The sequence below is a fragment of the Mycobacterium sp. SMC-13 genome, assembly GCF_045311035.1.
Taxonomy (GTDB): domain Bacteria; phylum Actinomycetota; class Actinomycetes; order Mycobacteriales; family Mycobacteriaceae; genus Mycobacterium.
On the sequence record NZ_JBJIAI010000008.1, the window covers coordinates 84,142 to 101,905 of the forward strand.

A 17,764-nucleotide genomic window follows, 5' to 3' on the forward strand; every position below is an offset into this window, starting at 1 on the left:
TCAGAAATCATCGCTTTATTTTAAGTGTCTGACGAGCTCATGATGGGCAGATGACCCAGCTAGGCAGTGACGAAGATCTGCTGACCGATGTCGTGAGTCAGGTCCGGTCCTGGCTCGACGACGCCGCCCGCCTGCCTGTCGCCCCGGCCGGCAGACGGTTGGCCGACGTCCTGCGCGATCCGCACGGCCTGGATTTCACCGTCGGCTTCGTCGACCGGGTGATCCGGCCCGAAGACCATCGCGTCGCGGCGGCCAACCTCCGGGCCCTCGCGCGCAACGCGCCTGCCTTCCTGCCGCTGCACGAACGGCTGTTGATCAAGCTCGGCGCCCTGGTGTCGGTGATCGCGCCCGGCCTGGTCATCCCAGTCGCCCGGAAGGCGTTGCGCCAGATGGTCGGTCACCTTCTCGTCGACGCAACCGATGCCCGTCTCGGACGATCCATCGCACGGATCCGCAGCCGTGGTGTCGGACTCAACATCAACCTGCTCGGTGAGGCCGTGCTCGGCCAGGCCGAGGCGGCCCGACGGCTGCAGGGCACCGAACGGCTGCTCGCCCGCCCCGACGTCGACTACGTGTCGATCAAGGTCTCGGCCACCGTGCCACCGCACTCGCCGTGGGCGTTCGATGAAGCCGTCGACCACATCGCGCAGAACCTGCTGCCGTTGTTCACGCAGGCGGCGACCGCGCCGACGAAGAAGTTCATCAACCTCGACATGGAGGAGTACCGCGACCTGGAGTTGACGATCGCGGTGTTCACCAAGCTGCTCGACCGGGCCGATCTGCTGGACCTCGAAGCCGGGATCGTGCTGCAGGCCTACCTGCCCGATGCGCTGAGCGCGATGATGCGCCTGCAGGACTGGGCTCGCGCGCGCCGCGAGCGGGGCGGCGCGGGCATCAAGGTCCGGTTGGTCAAGGGCGCCAACCTGCCCATGGAACACGTGGAGGCCTCGCTGCACGGCTGGCCCGTGGCGACCCTGCCGACCAAACGGGACACGGACACCAATTACAAACGGGTGCTGGATTACGCGCTGCGGCCCGAACACACGGCGAACGTGCGGATCGGTGTCGCCGGGCACAACCTCTTCGACATCGCGTACGCGTGGACGCTCGCGGGGCGTCGCGGCGTCCGGGACCGGGTGGAGTTCGAGATGCTGCTGGGGATGGCGGAGGCCCAGGCCGAAGCCGTCCGGCGCACCGTCGGCGGTCTATTGCTGTACGTACCGGTGGTGCACCCCAAGGACTTTGACGTCGCGATCGCCTACCTCGTGCGGCGGTTGGAGGAAGGTGCCAGCCAGGACAACTTCATGTCGGCGGTGTTCGAGCTGCACGACGACCAGTCGCTGTTCCAGCGCGAGAAGGACCGGTTCATCGCGTCGCTCGCGGATCTCGTGGGGGAGACTGTCATTCCGGTGCCCAACCGTCGTCAGGATCGCCGTACCGACGATCCGCGCGCGGCAATGTGCCCGGCCGGCCGGTTCGCGAATGTCGCCGACACCGATCCGGCGCTGCCCGGAAATCGGTTGTGGGGGCGGGCGATCACCGAGCGGATCGCCGCGTCGTCGACCGGTGTGGAGCTGGTGGCCGAGCACACCGTGACGAGCACGGCCGCGCTCGACGGAATCATCGCCGAGGCCGTCACCGCGGGTGCGGTGTGGGCGAAGCGGACCGGTGCTGAGCGGGCGGCGGTCCTGCGGCGCGCGGCGGCCTCGTTGCAGGCAGCGCGGGCGGTGTTGCTGGAGGTGATGGCGTCCGAGTGCGGCAAGACGCTGGATCAAGGCGATCCGGAGGTCTCCGAGGCCATCGATTTCGCGAATTATTATGCGGCACAGGCGGAAAAACTCGATGCTGTGGACGGCGCCGTCGCGGTGCCTGCGGGATTGGTGGTGGTGACGCCGCCATGGAACTTCCCGGTGGCGATCCCCGCCGGGTCGGTGCTGGCCGCGCTGGCCGCGGGCAGTCCCGTCATCATCAAACCCGCCACGCAGGCCAGGCGGTGTGGATCCGTCATGGTGCAAGCACTTTGGGACGCCGGCGTGCCGCGCGACGTGCTGCGGTTGGTGCATCTCGACGAGGGCGATCTCGGCACCCGGTTGGTATCGGACCCGCGCGTCGCCCGGCTGATCCTCACCGGCGCGTTCGAGACCGCCGAACTGTTCCGCGGCTTCCGGCCCGACCTGCCGCTGCTGGCCGAGACCAGCGGCAAGAACTCCATCATCGTCACTCCCCATGCCGATCTCGATCTCGCGGTGAAAGACCTGGTGTACTCGGCCTTCGGGCATGCCGGACAGAAGTGTTCGGCAGCGTCGCTGGGCATTCTGGTGGGCTCGGTCGCGCGGTCCGCGCGGTTCCGCGACCAGCTGGTCGATGCCGTCACGTCGCTGAAGGTCGGCTACCCGTCGGACCCGACCGTTCAGGTGGGGCCCGTCATCGAACCCGCGCACGGCAAACTGCTGAAGGCGCTCACGCAGCTCGGACCGGGGGAGCAGTGGCTGGTGGAGCCCCGCCAACTCGATGACACCGGCCGGCTCTGGTCGCCGGGAGTGAAGACCGGGGTTCGGCGCGGCTCGGAGTTCCACCTCACCGAATACTTCGGACCGGTTCTGGGCCTCATCGCCGCCGCCGATCTCGATGAGGCGATCGCCATCCAGAATCAGGTCGACTATGGACTGACGGCAGGCCTCTTCAGTCTGGACCGCGAGGAGATCGAACACTGGCTCGACCGGGTCGAGGCGGGCAACGCCTATGTGAACCGCTCGACCGTCGGCGCGATCGTGCAGCGTCAGCCCTTCGGCGGGTGGAAGAAATCGGCGGTCGGTGCGGGCACGAAGGCGGGCGGCCCGAACTACCTTGTCGGGCTGAGTGACTGGCGTTCCGCGCCGGCGACCCAGACTGCTCCGGTTTCGCCGGCCGTACAAGCGATCCTCGACGCCGCACAGACTTTCGCGCTGGATTCCGCGGAAATCGATTTCCTCGAACGGTCCTTCGGAGCCGACGCACATGCCTGGGCGACGGAGTTCGGCGTCGCGCGCGATGTCTCCGGTCTGATGGCGGAGAAGAACGTCTTCCGGTACCTGCCCGTCCCGGTCACGGTGCGCGCCGAGAATGCCGATCCGGCAGCCTTGTTGCGCGTGGTCGGCGCGGGCATCCTGGCCGGCTCCCGCGTGACCGTCTCCACCCCGGTTCCGCTCGCTCCGGCGATCGCCGGCACGCTGGCCACCGCCGGCGTCGTCTACCGGGTGGAGGATGCGGTGTCGTGGCGGAACACCCTGCGCGGCAACGCACCTGGACGGGTTCGCCTGCTCGGCGGCAGCCGCGAACAGTTCGCGCGCGACAGTGCCGGCGCTGTCGGCACCGCGCTCTACGCGGGGCCGGTTGTCGAAGCCGGGCGCGTCGAGCTGCTGACATTCCTGCACGAGCAGGCGATCGCCGTGACGGCGCACCGATTCGGTTCTCCGACGCCGTTGTCCGAGAACCTGTTCGGTGACGCGGTAACTCAGAGCGCGTAGGCGAGCTTGAACTTGTCGAGCAGATAGGGCCCCGACACCACCGGTGCGTAGCGCGGCGGATTGTCGGCCGTCGTGCACGTGGGGATGCACTCGATGACGGCGTCGAAGTTGGGCTGGTGGAAGAACGGCAGGCTGAACCGCTCTCCGCCCGCGCCGTTGCTCACTACACGGTGCACGGTGCTGACCCAGCGGTCGTTGGTCCACCGGGCCAGCAGGTCGCCGATGTTGATGACGAATGATCCGGGGACGATGGGCACATCGATCCATTCGCCTTGGTCACCCCGAACCTGTAGCCCGCGCTGAGATTCGTCCTGCAACAGGATCGTGAGATTGCCCCAGTCGCTGTGCTGGCTCAGCCGGACTTCGCCGGCCGGCCGATTGTCGGCCGGGTAGTAGTTGGCCATCAGGTTGGAGTTGTGGCGGTCGATCGACGCGTCGAACCAGTCCTCGCGCAGGCCGAGGGCAAGCGCGAACAGCCGCGACAATTCGGTCGCCAGTAATTCCATTTCGGCGTAGTAGCGCTCGTAGGCCGCGCGGAATCCCGGGAGGTCGGGCCAGCGGTCGGCGACGGCCACCCGCTCGTCGGTCCAGCCGTCGCCGCCCAGACCCTCCGGGTTGCCCAGCGGGAAGTGGACGAACTTCTCGACCCGGTCCGGCGCTTGGTGTTCGGCCGCGACGTCCGCGCCATCGTTGGTGGCCGCGAGCTTGCCCGCGCTGCTGAATCCACGGGCCAGCGGGTCGCCCGGAAGTGCTCGGACGCTGTCCTTTTCGGCCTGCGGTAGCGCGAAGAATTCGCGCAGGGCGCGGTTGACGTCGTTGATGGCCTTGTACGGCACGCCGTGCCCGACCAGGATCAGGAAGCCGCTCGTCTCGCAGCACCGGCCGATCGCATCGGCCACCGCCTGGCGGTGCGTCGGGTCGCCGGTGCGGGCGCTGCTGATGTCTATCACTGGGACGAAGCCGTCCTGCAGGACGACGCGGTCGACGATCACTTCTGGTTGGGTCATGCTGTCGACGCTAGAACCTCAACCTAAGTTGAGATCAAGTGTGAAAATTCTTCTCGCGCAACACAGTCGGTCTGTGACGCCGACTACTGGCTCTGGTGCACCGTGGTGTCGACCCGTGGCGCCTGCGCGTGCGGCTGGATGTCCTGGAGCCACTGCAGCTGATCGATGCCGTGGTTGTTGTGCGATGCCACAACGGTTTCCGGCAGCGCCTTCTGCGTGTCCTCGGCGAACGACCACACGATCGGGGACACCAGGACTCCGACTCCGAGTGCGCCTGCGAGAACGTAACGGCCCAGTGCCTGCCGTGTACTACTGCTCATCGTTTTCATGCCGTTGCCTCCTGCTGGGTGCCTGGGTGCGATGCCCAGATCAACAGGCGCCCGAAACGGCGTCATCCCAGGTGGCGCGATGTTTATCGGAGTTGGCAGGATCGCTTATCGGCCCGTGTGCAACCGCAACAACGTCCACGCCGCCAACGATTGCGCATCGGTGATGTCGCCGCGGCGGATCATGTCCTCGATCTGATCGGCGGTGAACCACTCGCTGTGCATGTCCTGCTCCTCATGCTCACGTTCGTGTTCGCCCTCGGTGATGCCGGTCGCGAGGTAGGCCCAGCCGCGTTGGCTGCACATCCCGGGTGCGACGTCCAACTGGCCCAACACCTCCCACGTCTCGGCACGCAGCCCGGTCTCCTCGCGGAGTTCCTGCGCCGCCAGATCGCCGGGCGCAGGCTCGTCGCCGTCCAAGGTGCCCGGCGCGGTGCCCTGCACAAACTCCCAGCGCCGCAACCCGATCGGGTAGCGGAACTGCTCCACCATCCGGTAGCGGTCGCCGTCGCGGGCGATCACCAGGGCATAGGTGGGCTTGTCCACCACGCCGTAGATGCCGGTGGTGCCGTCGGGACGACGGATGTCGTCTTCGCGCACAGACATCCAGGCGTTGCGGTAGACCTCACGGGAGCCGACGCGTTCGATCACAGCTCCAGTATCGCGGAGTGCCGCTATTCGACCGGGTATGGGCCGTCGGAGAAGACCTGCGAGTGATATCCCTTCGAGCCGACCGACAGCGCCAGGGAACTGCGGAACTCGCGACCCTGCGCGAGTGCTCCGATCAGCTCGGCGAAGGTGTGCCGCGGGTGCCAACCCAGTTCGGTCCTGGCGCGGTCGTTGACGTAGACCCGGTCGATCGACGGGAACATGGTCCAGCCGCGGCGCCGGTATTCGTCCACGTACCCGGGCACGCAGCGTGCCACGACCGCCGGTGCGTCCAGCCGCAACTGCGGCAGATCCGCGACGGTGAACGGCGACGTCGCGCTGATGATGTAGCGCCCGAACCCGATAACAGGTGCGCGCTCGATGGCCCGCAGGTGGGCTTCGACGACATCTTCGAGATCGACACGGCGGTAGAGGAATTCGTTGACCTTTGCGTTGGCATCGTCGTAGCTGTCCCGAATGTCCTTGCTGTCATCGGATTCCGGAAAGAACCGCGAGGTCCGCAACACCACGCAGGGGAGTCCGCGCCGGCGCGCAAACAGTTCACACAGGTCTTCGGCGGCTGCTTTGGTGACGCCGTAGATGTTCTTGGGCCTGTCCGCGACGTCCTCGGTGATCCACGCGGCGGGTTCGTGCGCAGCAGGAACCAGTGCGTCCCCGAATGCGCTCGTCGTGCTGGTGTAGACGAATCGGGTCACCCCGGCCGCGACCGCGTGCTCGAGAAGGTTGAGCGTGCCGGTGATGTTCGTATCGACGAATTCCCGCCGGGTGTGGGTCGCGACGTGCGGCTTGTGCAGCGTCGCGGTGTGCACAACAGCATCGACCCCGCGTATCGCTTCGGCGACGGCCACCGGGTCGGTGACCGATGCCTGGTGGCGGGTGAAGACCGACGCCGTCGTATCGAGGCCGACGACCTCGTGGTTCGTCTGCTGCAAGCGCAGCATCAGTGCCTCACCCAGGTGACCCGAACTGCCGGTCACGAGAATCTTCATTGTCGCTGGTCCCCGGTTGCCCTGCCGAACGGACGATGTCCCGCCCTCACGGCTTCGAACCTATTGGCGCCGACGGCCGAGCGCGAGTCATTTTTGACGCGGGTCCTTCGCTGGAATCGGATAGGCGAGTAGCCTCGCGATGTGCTGCTGACCTCTCTGAACCCCGCCGTTGTCGCTGCCGGACACGACCTCGAAGACGCGGTGCGGATCGACGGCGCGGTGCTGTCACGCAGCGATCTGGTCGGGGCTGCGACATCGGTCGCCGAGCGGGTCGCGGGGGCGTCGCTGGTCGCCGTCCTGGCACGGCCTACCGCCAAGACGGTGCTGGCGATCGCCGGCTGCCTCATCGCGGGGGTGCCGGTGGTTCCGGTGCCGGCCGATGTCGGTGCGGCCGAACGCCGACACATGATCACCGATTCCGGCGCGCAGGCCTGGCTGGGGGAGGCGCCCGAGGAGACTGAAGGACTACCGGTTGTTCCGGTCCGGTTGCACGCCCGGTCCTGGCACCGCTACGCCGAGCCCTCGCCGGATTCGACGGCGCTGATCATGTACACCTCGGGCACCACGGGTCTGCCGAAAGGCGTGCTGATCAGCCGTCGCGCCATCGCGGCCGACATCGATGCGCTGGCCAAAGCCTGGGCCTGGACCCCGGCCGACACGCTGGTGCACGGCCTGCCGTTGTTCCACGTGCACGGCCTGATCCTCGGCCTGCTGGGCTCGCTGCGCATCGGAAATCGCTTCGTGCACACCGGGAAACCCACACCGGCCGCGTATGCGGAGGCGGGCGGCTCGTTGTACTTCGGCGTGCCGACCGTGTGGTCCCGCGTCGTGGCCGATGCCGCCGCCGCCGAGGCGTTGCGGGGCGCCCGGCTGCTGGTGTCCGGCAGTGCGGCGCTGCCCGTACCGGTGTTCGACGACCTGGTGCGGCTCACCGGGCACGCACCCGTCGAGCGCTACGGCAGCACCGAATCGCTGATCACCCTGTCGACCCGGGTCGACGGTGAACGCCGGCCCGGCTGGGTCGGCTTGCCGCTCGACGGCGTGCAGACCCGGCTGGTCGCCGAGGACGGGTCGCCGGTGCCGCACGACGGGGAAACCATTGGCCGCCTGGAGGTTTCCACGCCGACGTTGTTCAGCGGGTACCTCAACCGGCCCGAGGCGACGGCGGAGGTGCTCGGTGACGACGGCTGGTACCGCACCGGCGACGTGGCCGTCGTCGACGCCGAGGGCATGCATCGCATCGTCGGCCGTGAGTCGGTGGACCTGATCAAGTCCGGTGGTTTTCGGGTCGGTGCCGGCGAGATCGAGACCGTCCTGCTGGGGCACCCGGGTGTATCGGAGGCCGCGGTGGTCGGCGTGCCCGACGACGACCTGGGCCAGCGCATCGTCGCGTTCGTGGTCGGCTCCGCATCGGCGCAGGAACTCATCGACTTTGTGGCGCAACAGCTTTCGGTGCACAAACGGCCGCGCGAGGTGCGCCTCGTCGACAGCCTGCCGCGTAACGCCATGGGCAAGGTGCAGAAGAAGCTCCTCGTCTAGGGCAGACGACTGGCCGGCCCACCCTCGATCTCCGGCTGGATCAACCGGAAGTGAGATTCGCTGCGCTGCATGTGCCGTCGCTGGTAGTCGCCTTCGATGTGCTTGCCGTCGACCGTGCCGGTCAACGTCAGCCGGTCGGGACCGTCGAGGCGAAAGTGCAGCACAGTGGGCGGATCCGCTTCGTGCCTCTTGATCTCGAGCCGGTCGCCGCGGATCTCGAACAGGTACACGGTCACGTAACCCGCCGGGACCTGAGTGACGAAGCTCGTGTAGTCGCCGGGCCGGTCCGCGATCGCGACATTCGTCCACGGCGCCGGCGAGGTCTGCTTCAGCGTCGCCTGTTCGCCTTCCACGGTGAATGACGTTGCGCGCCAGACTCCGTCGATGTCCGATTCCCGGTGCCGAATCTGCTGGTAGGTCACGACGCTGAACGTCGTGACCAGCACGACGACGACGCCTGCGATGGCGAACTTCGCCACGATGCCGGTCCGGCGCAACCACCGCCTGCCGGAACCCAGCGCCGGCCACAGCGCGACCGGTTCGGGAGCGCCAAGCTGGAATACCGTTTGAGCCAGGCTTTTCCAGTACGGCGTGGTGATCGCGACGGCAATGAACAACAGCTGGCCGGACACCAGCTTCACCGGGACGTCGTAGAAGAGGTTGAGCAGGAACACCTGGGCCATGGCCACGATCGCGATCAGCGCGCCCAGCAGCCACGTGCGCCGCCACAGCAATAGGGCACCGGCGGCGAATTCGACCAGACCGGTGGCCACCGAGTAGGGGTCCGAGGCGCCCATGAAACCCCACAGCGTGTTCATCATGCTGACGTCGCCGACCATCTGGATCTGGTAGCCGGGCAGCATCATGTAGGCCATCTGCGTGGGAATGAGCTTGGCCAGACCGTAGAGCAGCATCGAGACGGCCAGACCGAACCGCGCGAACACCAGCAGCAGCGCGGCAAGGCTGCGGTAGTTCGGCCGATGCTGGTCCAGGGCGGTCCACACCGCGGTGATCACCAGAGCCACCAGGATCCAGCCGAGGTGCAGGCACCACTCCGCCAGGGAATCAGCGCCGCCGTCGATGTTCAGGTACGCGCCCTCGCCGCGGGTCACGAAACTGCCCAGGTTTGCGAGCCCCTGCAGAAGCGGGGCCATCAAGACGCTCAGGCCCAGATTGCCGTAAACCGAAAGGATCAGGATTCCGCCGCCGATGGTGAAGAACAGCCGGAACGCCAGCTTCTGCGCGCCGGTCCACTCGGGCGCCGAAATCTTGTCGGGTTCGGTAGGTGTCAAGGTGTCCGCGTCGCCGGTCGTCGTGCTCACCGGATTGACGCTAGCGATGAATGTGCGCCGATGTCCCTGGGGGAAAACCTCCAACTTCCCGGCGGCGACGAGCTGGGCGGATCCACGCGCACAAGCTCTTTCCCGGCGGGAATGCCACACGCCGCCGCAGCCTTGTAGATCCCATGCAACTCACAGACGAAGCCCGCGCCCTGATCGGGGACGGGGCCAACGCAACGCTGGTGACTCTGAATGCCGATGGCAGCCCGCAGGTTTCGGTGGTGTGGGTCGAACTGCAGGGCGACGAACTGGTCAGCGCGCACCTCGGCGACTACAAGAAGCTGCGCAACATGCGCCGCGACCCGCGTGTGGCGGTCACCATCATCGGCACCGACCGGGGCGCCGCATCGGTGAATCCGTACCTCGCGATCAGCGGTACCGCCCGCATCGTCGAGGGTGGGGCGCCGGAAGTGCTGACCCGACTGACCAACGTGATGGCGCCCGAGTTCAACGGCCAGTTCCCACCGGCCGGCGCGCCGCCGGGATACCTCACCCGCATCACCATCGACAAGGTGACGGGCGTCGGCCCCTGGGCCTGAACGACGAAAGTGAGCTCGTGTGCGAGCTTTCGATGAAACCACGCACACAAGCTCACTTTCGGTGAGCAGACGCTAGTTGGCGTGCAGCGCCTCGTTGAGCGTGATGCCGGTGCCGTCGCGCTTGACGACCTCGACCGCGCCACTGACCGAGTTCCGGCGGAACAGCAGGTTGTTCGAGCCGGACAGTTCCTTGGCCTTGACGGTCTGGCCGTCGGCGGTGGTCACCTTGGTGCCGCCGGTGACGTACAGGCCGGCCTCGATGACGCAGTCGTCGCCCAGCGAGATGCCCAGACCGGCGTTGGCGCCCAGCAGGCAGCGCTTGCCCACCGAGATGACTTCCTTGCCGCCGCCCGACAGCGTGCCCATGATCGACGCGCCGCCGCCGACGTCGGAGCCGTCATCGACGACGACGCCCGCCGAGATACGACCCTCGACCATCGAGGTGCCCAGCGTGCCGGCGTTGAAGTTGACGAAGCCCTCGTGCATGACGGTGGTGCCCGACGCCAGGTGCGCGCCCAGTCGGACGCGGTCGGCGTCGGCGATGCGCACGCCGCTCGGCAGCACGTAGTCGACCATGCGCGGGAACTTGTCGACGCCGAACACGGTGACCGTGCCGCGACGACGCAGCTTGGCGCGGACGGTCTCGAAGCCCTCGACCGCGCAGGGGCCGAAGTTGGTCCACACCACGTTCGTCAGCAGGCCGAAGATGCCGTCCAAGTTGGCGCCGTGCGGCGCGATCAGGCGGTGCGACAGCAGGTGCAGGCGTAGCCAGACATCGTGCGTGTCGGCGGGCTTGTCGTCGAGCGAGGCGATGGTGGTGCGCACGATCTCGGTGCGCACGCCGCGGTCCTCGTCGGTGCCGACGAGGGCTTCCAGCTCAGCGGGGACCGGGCCGGCCGCGGCGTCGGCGTTGAGTTCGGGTGCCGGGAACCAGGTGTCGAGGACGGTTCCGTCGGAGGTGATGGTGGCGATGCCGATGCCGGATGCACCAGAAGAAGAAGTCACGTTGCTAAAGGCTACTGAACCAGCGCTGAACTGGGGGCACCACCCACGAGCGGGCGGTGCCCCCGGTCCGGCGAGGGAACCCTCACTGCAGGTGATGGACCTCCTGCAGCCCGTACACCGGCGTCGGGATGCCCTCGTACCGGGCCTTGAGCTGCAGCGCCAGATACAGCGAGTAGTGCCGTGACTGGTGCAGGTTGCCGCCGTGGAACCACAGGTTCTCCTGCTGCGTCGGCTTCCACATGTTGCGCTGTTCGCCCTCCCACGGGCCGGGGTCCTTGGCGGTCCCGCTGCCCAGGCCCCACACCTTGCCGACGCGGTCGGCGATCTCCTGGCCCATGAGGTCGGCGGCCCAGCCGTTCATCGAGCCGTAGCCAGTCGCGTAGACGACGACGTCGGCGGGCAGTTCGGTGCCGTCGGCCAGCACCACCGCGTTCTCGGTCAGGTGCGACACCTGGCCGTGCGCCAGCTTGATGGAACCGTTGGCCACCAGCTCGCACGCACCGACGTCGATGTAGTAGCCCGAGCCGCGGCGCAGGTACTTCATGAACAGGCCGGAGTCGTCGTCGCCGAAGTCCAGCTCGAAGCCGGCCGCCTCCAACCGGTCGTAGAAGTCCTTGTCCCGCACCCGGATCGCGTCGTAGATCGGTCGCTGGAAATCGGCCATGATCGCGTACGGCAGCGACGCGAACGTCAGGTCGGCCTTCTCGGTCGTCATGCCGGCGGCCACTGCACGCTCCGAGTACAGGTCGCCGAGGCCGAGCTCCATCAGCGAGTCGGACTTCACGACGTGCGTCGACGAGCGCTGCAGCATCGTCACGTCGACGCCGTTCTCGTACAGCGCTTTACAGATGTCGTGCGCGGAGTTGTTCGACCCCACCACGACGACCTTCTTGCCGACGTACCGGTCCGGGCCCGGGTGCTGACTCGAGTGGTGCTGTTCCCCGGCAAAGATGTCCTGACCCGGAAGTGTTGGGATGCTTGGCTTTCCGGACATACCGGTCGCCAGCACCAGCTGGGTCGGGTGCAGCGTCATGCGCTCGCCGTCGCGGTTCACCTCGACGCTCCACCGGCCGGCCTCGGAATCGTAAGTGGCCGAGAGGCATTCGGTGCGCGACCAGTACGGCACCTCCATGACCTTGGTGTAGAACTCCAGCCAGTCGCCGACCTTGTCCTTGGGCGCGAAGACCGGCCAGTTGGCCGGGAACGGCAGGTAGGGCAGGTGGTCGTACCAGACGGGGTCGTGCAGGCACAGCGACTTGTACCGCTTGCGCCACTGGTCGCCGGGCCGCTCGTGCTTGTCGACGACGATCGACGGCACTCCGAGTTGCCGCAGCCGCGCACCCAACGCGATACCGCCCTGACCACCGCCGATCACCAGCACATAGGGCTGCTTCTCGCGTCCCAGCGTCGCCTCTTCCTCGGCGCGCTTCTCGGCCCACGAGCGCGGGTCGGGGTCGGACCCGTGCACCGCGCCGAGTACCCGCGTCGCACCCTTGCGCTCCTCATGGCCCTTGAGTTCCTGCAGCGTGGTCAGCAGCGTCCAACCTTCGTCGCCGCGCAGCCGCAGGTGGCCCGAGCCGCGCCCGGTGGCCGTCTCGAACTCGATGAACGCCGACGTCACGTCGCCGTCGGCGGTGGCGGGTTCACGGGTCCGGAACCCGGACGGGGTGGTGTCGGCCAGCCGCGCGCGCAGCATGCCGGCGATCTGGTCGCGGCCTTCCACGGTCTTGATGTTCCAGGTGAAGGCGACGAGGTCACGCCAGAAGCTGTCGACGGCGAACATCCCGACGACGCCGTCGATGTCCTGTGCGGCCAGTGCCGCCTCGAAGTTGGCGAGCCAGTTCTCGACGCGCTGCTGCGGCGACATGGCGGTGGTGGGTTCCAGTGTTGCGGTCATGTGACTCAGAACACAGCCAGGGCGCAACTCCCGACAAGAGTTGCAGCACGTTGCAGCGTTGCAACCTCCTGCAACTCTGTCGGTGTGTGGCCGCGGTCACATACAACTGGTCGCATGAGAGCTGCTGTCTACTACGGACCCAACAAACTCGCTGTCGAGGACGTCGCCATCCCGACTCCCGGGCCGGGCCAGGTGCAACTGCAGGTCGGCTTCAACGGCATCTGCGGCACCGACCTGCACGAGTACTACGCCGGCCCCATCTTCGTCCCCACACAGCCGCACCCCCTGACGCATCAAGAGCTGCCGCTCACGCTGGGCCACGAGTTCTCCGGCACCATCACGGCCGTCGGCGCCGGTGTCACCGAGTGGCGCGAGGGCGACCGGGTGGCCGTCGAGCCGATCTACAAATGCGGCCACTGCGGCCCCTGCGCGGCAGGCAACTACAACGTCTGTCAGCAGATCGGTTTCCATGGCCTGATGTCCGACGGCGGCATGGCCGAGTACACCGTGGTGCCGACGAACATGCTGCACCGGCTGCCCGACAACGTCTCGCTGGAACTCGGCGCGCTCGTCGAACCGATGTCGGTGGCCTACCACGCGGCAACCCTCGGCGACGTCAAACCCGGTGACACCGCTATGGTGTTCGGCGCCGGTCCCATCGGCATCGGATTGTGGTTCGCCTTGCGCGGCAAGGGACTTCAGGAAGTGTTCGTCGTCGAGCCGTCGCCGACACGGCGCGCGGCCATCGAAGCGCTCGGCGCCGTCACGCTCGACCCGACGGTCATCGATGTGCCCGGCTTCATCGCCGACCACACCTACGGCGCCGGCGCCGACGCGGTGTACGACGCCGCCGGTGTCACGCCCGCTGTGGAGACCGCACTGGCCTGCGTCGGATCCCGCAAGCCGATGGTTAGCGTCGCGATCTACGAAAAGCCGCTGCAGACACCGCTTTTGAACCTGGTGATGAACGAGTCCCGCATCCAGGGCTCGCTGTGCTACACGGGCGCCGACTTCGAGGCCGTCATCGCGTTGATGGCGCAGGGCGCCTATGACACCACCGGATGGGTGGCCCAGATCCCGATCGGTGACGTGGTTTCCGAAGGATTCGAGGCCCTGCATGCGGGGAACAAGATGAAAGTTCTGGTCGACCCGACGCGATGAGCGGAGAAACAGCAATGACATTGGCAGGACAGGTAGCCCTGGTCACCGGGGCCGGGCGTGGCATCGGTCGCGGTATCGCCCTACGGCTGGCGCGTGACGGCGCCGACGTCGCGCTCGTCGACGTCGAAGCCGATCCCTTGGCGGAGGTGGCCGCCGAGATATCCGAAATCGGTTCCAAATTCACCACTTTCGTCGCCGATGTCAGTGCTCGGGACCAGGTGTTCGCCGCCGTCGACTATGTGGCAACCGAACTCGGCGGGCTCGACATCATGGTCAACAATGCCGGTGTCGCACTGGTCGGCCCGCTCGCCGACGTCACGCCCGATGACCTGCAGCGGTTGTGGTCGATCAACGTCGACGGCGTGCTGTGGGGCATCCAGGCCGCGGTCGCGAAATTCAAGGAACTCGGCAACCAGGCGCACGGCAAGGTCAGCAAGATCATCAACGCCTCATCGATCGCCGGGCATGACGGCTTCGCCATGCTGGGGCCGTACAGCGCCACCAAATTCGCCGTGCGCGCCCTGACCCAGGCCGCCGCGAAGGAGCACGCCGCCGACGGCATCACCGTCAACGCCTACTGCCCCGGCGTGGTGGGGACCGACATGTGGGTGGAGATCGACAAGCGGTTCGCCGAACTCACCGGCGCCCCGGTCGGCGAGACGTACGCGAAGTTCGTCGGCGGCATCGCGCTGGGCCGTGCGGAAACCCCGGATGACGTCGCCGGGTTCGTGTCGTACCTGGCCGGGCCCGACGCCGACTACATGACCGGGCAGGCCGGTCTCATCGACGGCGGCCTGGTTTATCGCTGACATGCGGAGCACAATCGGCGTTGATGCAGAGCCCGGCCGTGCCTGAACCAGCGGTAGCTGTTGGCGAGGACCCGCGCAGTTACGCGCGGTTGATGTCGGCTGTCTACGACGCGACCATGTCCGGCGGCCGCGCGCCGGCTCGGCCCCGCGACGTCATCGGCGAGTCGTGGCAGCGGATGCTGGCCCGCGGCGTCAACCCCGACACCCACATCCCGCCGGTCATCGAATCGTCCGGTCTGGATGCGCTGCGCAAGTCGTCGGGGCTGCTCGCCGTGCTCGACGACGTGTCACGCGGGCTGGAATCCATTGTCGCCGAAGGGGACAACATCCTCGTGCTGGCGGATGCGCGGGGTCGTGTGCTGTGGCGGTCCGGGTCCGCGGCCGTGCTGGGCAAGGCCGACCGGCTCGGGTTCGTCGAAGGCGCCAACTGGGGTGAGGGCGCCGTCGGCACCAACGCCATCGGGACCGCGCTGGCGTCCAACCGGGCCGTGCAGGTGTTCTCCGCCGAGCATTTCCTGCGCAGCCACCACGCCTGGACCTGCGCGGGCGCTCCGGTCCGTGACCCGCGCACCGGCCAGGTCATCGGCGTCGTCGACGTCTCCGGCCCGGCCGCGACGGTGCATCCCACCACCGTCGCGCTCGTCGACGCGGTCGCCCGGCTGGCCGAAGCGCACCTGCGCGAGCAGCACGAGGGCACGCTGAACCGGCTGCGGATGGTCGCCGCGCCCATCCTGGCCCGCATCGGCAGTCCGGCGCTGGCGGTCGACGCCGACGGCTGGGTGGCCGCCGTCGACCAGATGCCACTGCACAATCGGATTCTGCTGCCCGACGAACTGGCCCCGGGGCGGGCGTGGATCCCGACCCTCGGACGATGCGACGTCGAGATGCTGCCCGGCGGGTGGCTGGTCCGGCCGTCGACCGCCGCGGCCGACGATGACGCGACCGCCACCCGCGTCGTCCTGGACCTGCGCGCCGCCCCGGTCCTCGAGATGGCCGGGCAGTTCGGTGGCTGGCGCCATGACATCTCGCTGCGGCACGCCGAAATCCTGCTGGTGCTCGCGATCCACCGGAACGGGCGCTCGGCGTCGGAGCTCGCCGACGACCTCTACGGCGACCGGAGCCGGGTGGTCACGGTGCGGGCCGAGCTGTCCCGGATGCGAAAGCAGTTGGCGGGCTTGATTCTCGGCAAGCCCTACCGGTTCGGCGACGATGCCGTCATCGACGTGCGCTACCCGGCCGACCGCTCGACGCTGCTCGGCGCCTCGACGGCGCCTGCCATCCGGGCCCTGCGCGCCGTCGCCTGAACCTCGTGAGCTGGGGCACTCTCCCCTCGCGAGCAGACGTAAAACTGTCGTTTTCGGCCGTGAAAACGACAGTTTTGCGTCTGCTCGCGGGTGAAAGGTGACCAGCTAATCTGGCTGAATGCTCGATCTCACCGCCGACCCGATCGCTCTGACCGCCGCCCTGGTCGACATCCCCAGCGAATCGCGGCACGAGCAGCTCATCGCCGACGAGATCGAGGCCGCAATCAAGGCCCAGGCTCCGCACTTCGAGGTGATCCGCAACGGCGACGCGGTGCTGGCCCGGACCAATCTGGGCCGGCCGTCGCGCGTGCTGCTGGCCGGGCACACCGACACCGTCCCGGCGGCCGACAACCTCCCCAGTCGGCTCGTCGGCGGCGAGCTCTGGGGCTGCGGTACCTCCGACATGAAGGCCGGCGACGCGGTGTTCCTGCACCTGGCGGCCACCATCGCCGAGCCGACGCACGACATCACCCTCGTCATGTACGACTGCGAGGAGATCGAATCCAGCGCCAACGGTCTCGGCCGCATCGAGCGTGAACTGCCCGACTGGCTCAAAGCCGACGTCGCGATCCTCGGCGAGCCGTCGGGTGGTCTCATCGAAGCCGGGTGCCAGGGCACCCTGCGCGTCATCATCCACGCCACCGGTACCCGCGCGCATTCGGCGCGATCGTGGCTGGGCGACAACGCGATTCACAAGCTCGGTGCCGTCCTCGACCGGCTCACCGCCTACCAGGCGCGCTCGGTCGACATCGACGGCTGCGTCTACCGCGAGGGACTGTCCGCGGTCCGGATCGACGGCGGCATCGCCGGCAACGTCATCCCCGACGCCGCGTCGGTCACCGTCAACTTCCGGTTCGCGCCGGACCGCAGCGTTGAGCAGGCCCTCGCGCACGTCCACGAGGTGTTCGCCGGTCTCGACGTCCGCATCGAGCTCACCGACTCGGCTGCCGGCGCGCTGCCCGGTCTGACGCAGCCGGCCGCCGCCGCGCTGGTGGCCGCGGCCGGGGACCAGGTGCGAGCCAAGTACGGCTGGACCGACGTGGCACGCTTTGCCGCCCTGGGCATTCCGGCCGTCAACTACGGACCGGGCGACCCGAACCTGGCGCACAAGGTCGACGAGCGCGTGACGACGGCGGACATCACCGCCGTCACCGAGATGCTGCGGCGGTATCTGACAAGTTGAGTAGCGTCCGCGTCGACAGCTGGATTTTCGCCGTCCGGATCACCAAGACCCGGTCTTTGGCGGCCGCCGCCTGCCGGGCCGGCCACGTCCGCGTCAATGGCGTCACCGTCAAACCGGCGCAGCTGGTCAGCCCGGGCGACGAGGTCCGGGTCCGGCTCGATGGCCGCGAGCGCATCGTCGAGGTCATCCGCCCGATCGCCAAGCGGGTCGGCGCGGCCGTCGTGCCGGAATGCCTGATCGACCGCAGCCCGCCGCCACCGGCCAAAGAGACGATGCCGGCAGTGCCCGTCCGGGATCGCGGAGCCGGCCGGCCCACCAAACGTGAACGGCGACAGCTGGATCAGTTGCGCGGGTACTGAGCGGCAATAAATCAGTTGCGCCCGTGAGTACTGTGGGCTTTGCAACTGCTGCCAACCGAGGTGGGCCGAAACATGCTGGGAGAAGACATCTCCGGATAACCGGAGTACGCCCTCGCCCTGTCACTCTCACG

The 17,764-nt window shown here is 67.8% G+C and carries 15 protein-coding genes; 8 read left to right on the forward strand and 7 right to left on the reverse strand.

All coding sequences use genetic code 11. From position 1 onward, the window contains the following. The first annotated feature begins 50 nt into the window (after positions 1-50). Positions 51-3,506: a proline dehydrogenase family protein gene (locus ACJH6I_RS13885; RefSeq protein WP_406784221.1), complete on the forward strand. Its 3,456-nt coding sequence runs from the start codon at positions 51-53 to the stop codon at positions 3,504-3,506. On the opposite strand, the gene ACJH6I_RS13890 is transcribed toward ACJH6I_RS13885, so the two are convergent. The 4 genes from ACJH6I_RS13890 to ACJH6I_RS13905 all read right to left on the reverse strand — a co-directional run bounded on the left by ACJH6I_RS13890 (position 3,494) and on the right by ACJH6I_RS13905 (position 6,497). Beyond that, entirely contained in the window at positions 3,494-4,513 is a 1,020-nt protein-coding gene (locus ACJH6I_RS13890; protein ID WP_406784222.1) for an isopenicillin N synthase family dioxygenase, read from the reverse strand. The two genes, ACJH6I_RS13885 and ACJH6I_RS13890, sit on opposite strands and share 13 nt — an antisense overlap. An 83-nt stretch (positions 4,514-4,596) precedes the next feature. Then, positions 4,597-4,833, reverse strand: coding sequence for a hypothetical protein (locus tag ACJH6I_RS13895; protein ID WP_318986215.1), 237 nt, complete (start codon positions 4,831-4,833; stop codon positions 4,597-4,599). A gap of 114 nt (positions 4,834-4,947) precedes the next feature. Further along, the gene (locus ACJH6I_RS13900; RefSeq protein ID WP_318986276.1) at positions 4,948-5,445 is read right to left on the reverse strand and encodes an NUDIX hydrolase; all 498 of its coding nucleotides are present in this window, start codon (positions 5,443-5,445) and stop codon (positions 4,948-4,950) included. A 68-nt stretch (positions 5,446-5,513) separates the two neighbouring features. After that, entirely contained in the window at positions 5,514-6,497 is a 984-nt protein-coding gene (locus ACJH6I_RS13905; RefSeq protein ID WP_406784223.1) for an NAD-dependent epimerase/dehydratase family protein, read from the reverse strand. Positions 6,498-6,638: 141 nt separating this feature from the next. Here ACJH6I_RS13905 and ACJH6I_RS13910 point away from each other — a divergent pair, with 141 nt between their 5' ends. Next, a complete protein-coding gene (locus tag ACJH6I_RS13910) occupies positions 6,639-8,036 on the forward strand; it encodes an acyl-CoA synthetase (RefSeq protein ID WP_406784224.1) in 1,398 nt (465 codons plus the stop codon). Here ACJH6I_RS13910 and ACJH6I_RS13915 read toward each other — a convergent pair. Beyond that, the gene (locus ACJH6I_RS13915) at positions 8,033-9,358 is read right to left on the reverse strand and encodes a hypothetical protein (protein ID WP_318986212.1); all 1,326 of its coding nucleotides are present in this window, start codon (positions 9,356-9,358) and stop codon (positions 8,033-8,035) included. The two genes, ACJH6I_RS13910 and ACJH6I_RS13915, sit on opposite strands and share 4 nt — an antisense overlap. Positions 9,359-9,501: 143 nt before the next feature. Here ACJH6I_RS13915 and ACJH6I_RS13920 point away from each other — a divergent pair, with 143 nt between their 5' ends. Then, positions 9,502-9,915, forward strand: a complete 414-nt coding sequence (locus ACJH6I_RS13920; RefSeq protein ID WP_318986211.1) for a PPOX class F420-dependent oxidoreductase — start codon at positions 9,502-9,504, stop codon at positions 9,913-9,915. A 72-nt stretch (positions 9,916-9,987) separates the two neighbouring features. Here the strand turns inward: ACJH6I_RS13920 and dapD are convergent, their stop codons facing one another. Further along, a complete protein-coding gene (gene dapD, locus ACJH6I_RS13925; protein WP_318986210.1) occupies positions 9,988-10,920 on the reverse strand; it encodes a 2,3,4,5-tetrahydropyridine-2,6-dicarboxylate N-succinyltransferase in 933 nt (310 codons plus the stop codon). Positions 10,921-11,002: 82 nt separating this feature from the next. Next, positions 11,003-12,817 (reverse strand): NAD(P)/FAD-dependent oxidoreductase, encoded by a 1,815-nt coding sequence (locus ACJH6I_RS13930; RefSeq protein ID WP_318986209.1) that lies wholly within the window; start codon positions 12,815-12,817, stop codon positions 11,003-11,005. A 114-nt stretch (positions 12,818-12,931) separates the two neighbouring features. Here ACJH6I_RS13930 and ACJH6I_RS13935 point away from each other — a divergent pair, with 114 nt between their 5' ends. From ACJH6I_RS13935 to ACJH6I_RS13955, 5 genes are all read left to right on the forward strand, one after another. Further along, positions 12,932-13,978 (forward strand): 2,3-butanediol dehydrogenase, encoded by a 1,047-nt coding sequence (locus tag ACJH6I_RS13935; RefSeq protein ID WP_318986208.1) that lies wholly within the window; start codon positions 12,932-12,934, stop codon positions 13,976-13,978. Between the two features lie 14 nt (positions 13,979-13,992). Then, a complete protein-coding gene (locus ACJH6I_RS13940) occupies positions 13,993-14,787 on the forward strand; it encodes an acetoin reductase (protein WP_318986207.1) in 795 nt (264 codons plus the stop codon). 23 nt (positions 14,788-14,810) lie between these two features. Further along, positions 14,811-16,091: a GAF domain-containing protein gene (locus tag ACJH6I_RS13945; RefSeq protein WP_406784225.1), complete on the forward strand. Its 1,281-nt coding sequence runs from the start codon at positions 14,811-14,813 to the stop codon at positions 16,089-16,091. Between the two features lie 118 nt (positions 16,092-16,209). Next, positions 16,210-17,274: a succinyl-diaminopimelate desuccinylase gene (gene dapE, locus ACJH6I_RS13950; RefSeq protein WP_406784226.1), complete on the forward strand. Its 1,065-nt coding sequence runs from the start codon at positions 16,210-16,212 to the stop codon at positions 17,272-17,274. After that, positions 17,271-17,633, forward strand: a complete 363-nt coding sequence (locus tag ACJH6I_RS13955; RefSeq protein WP_073697652.1) for an RNA-binding S4 domain-containing protein — start codon at positions 17,271-17,273, stop codon at positions 17,631-17,633. Before dapE ends, ACJH6I_RS13955 begins: the two co-directional genes overlap by 4 nt. Positions 17,634-17,764: the final 131 nt, after the last annotated feature.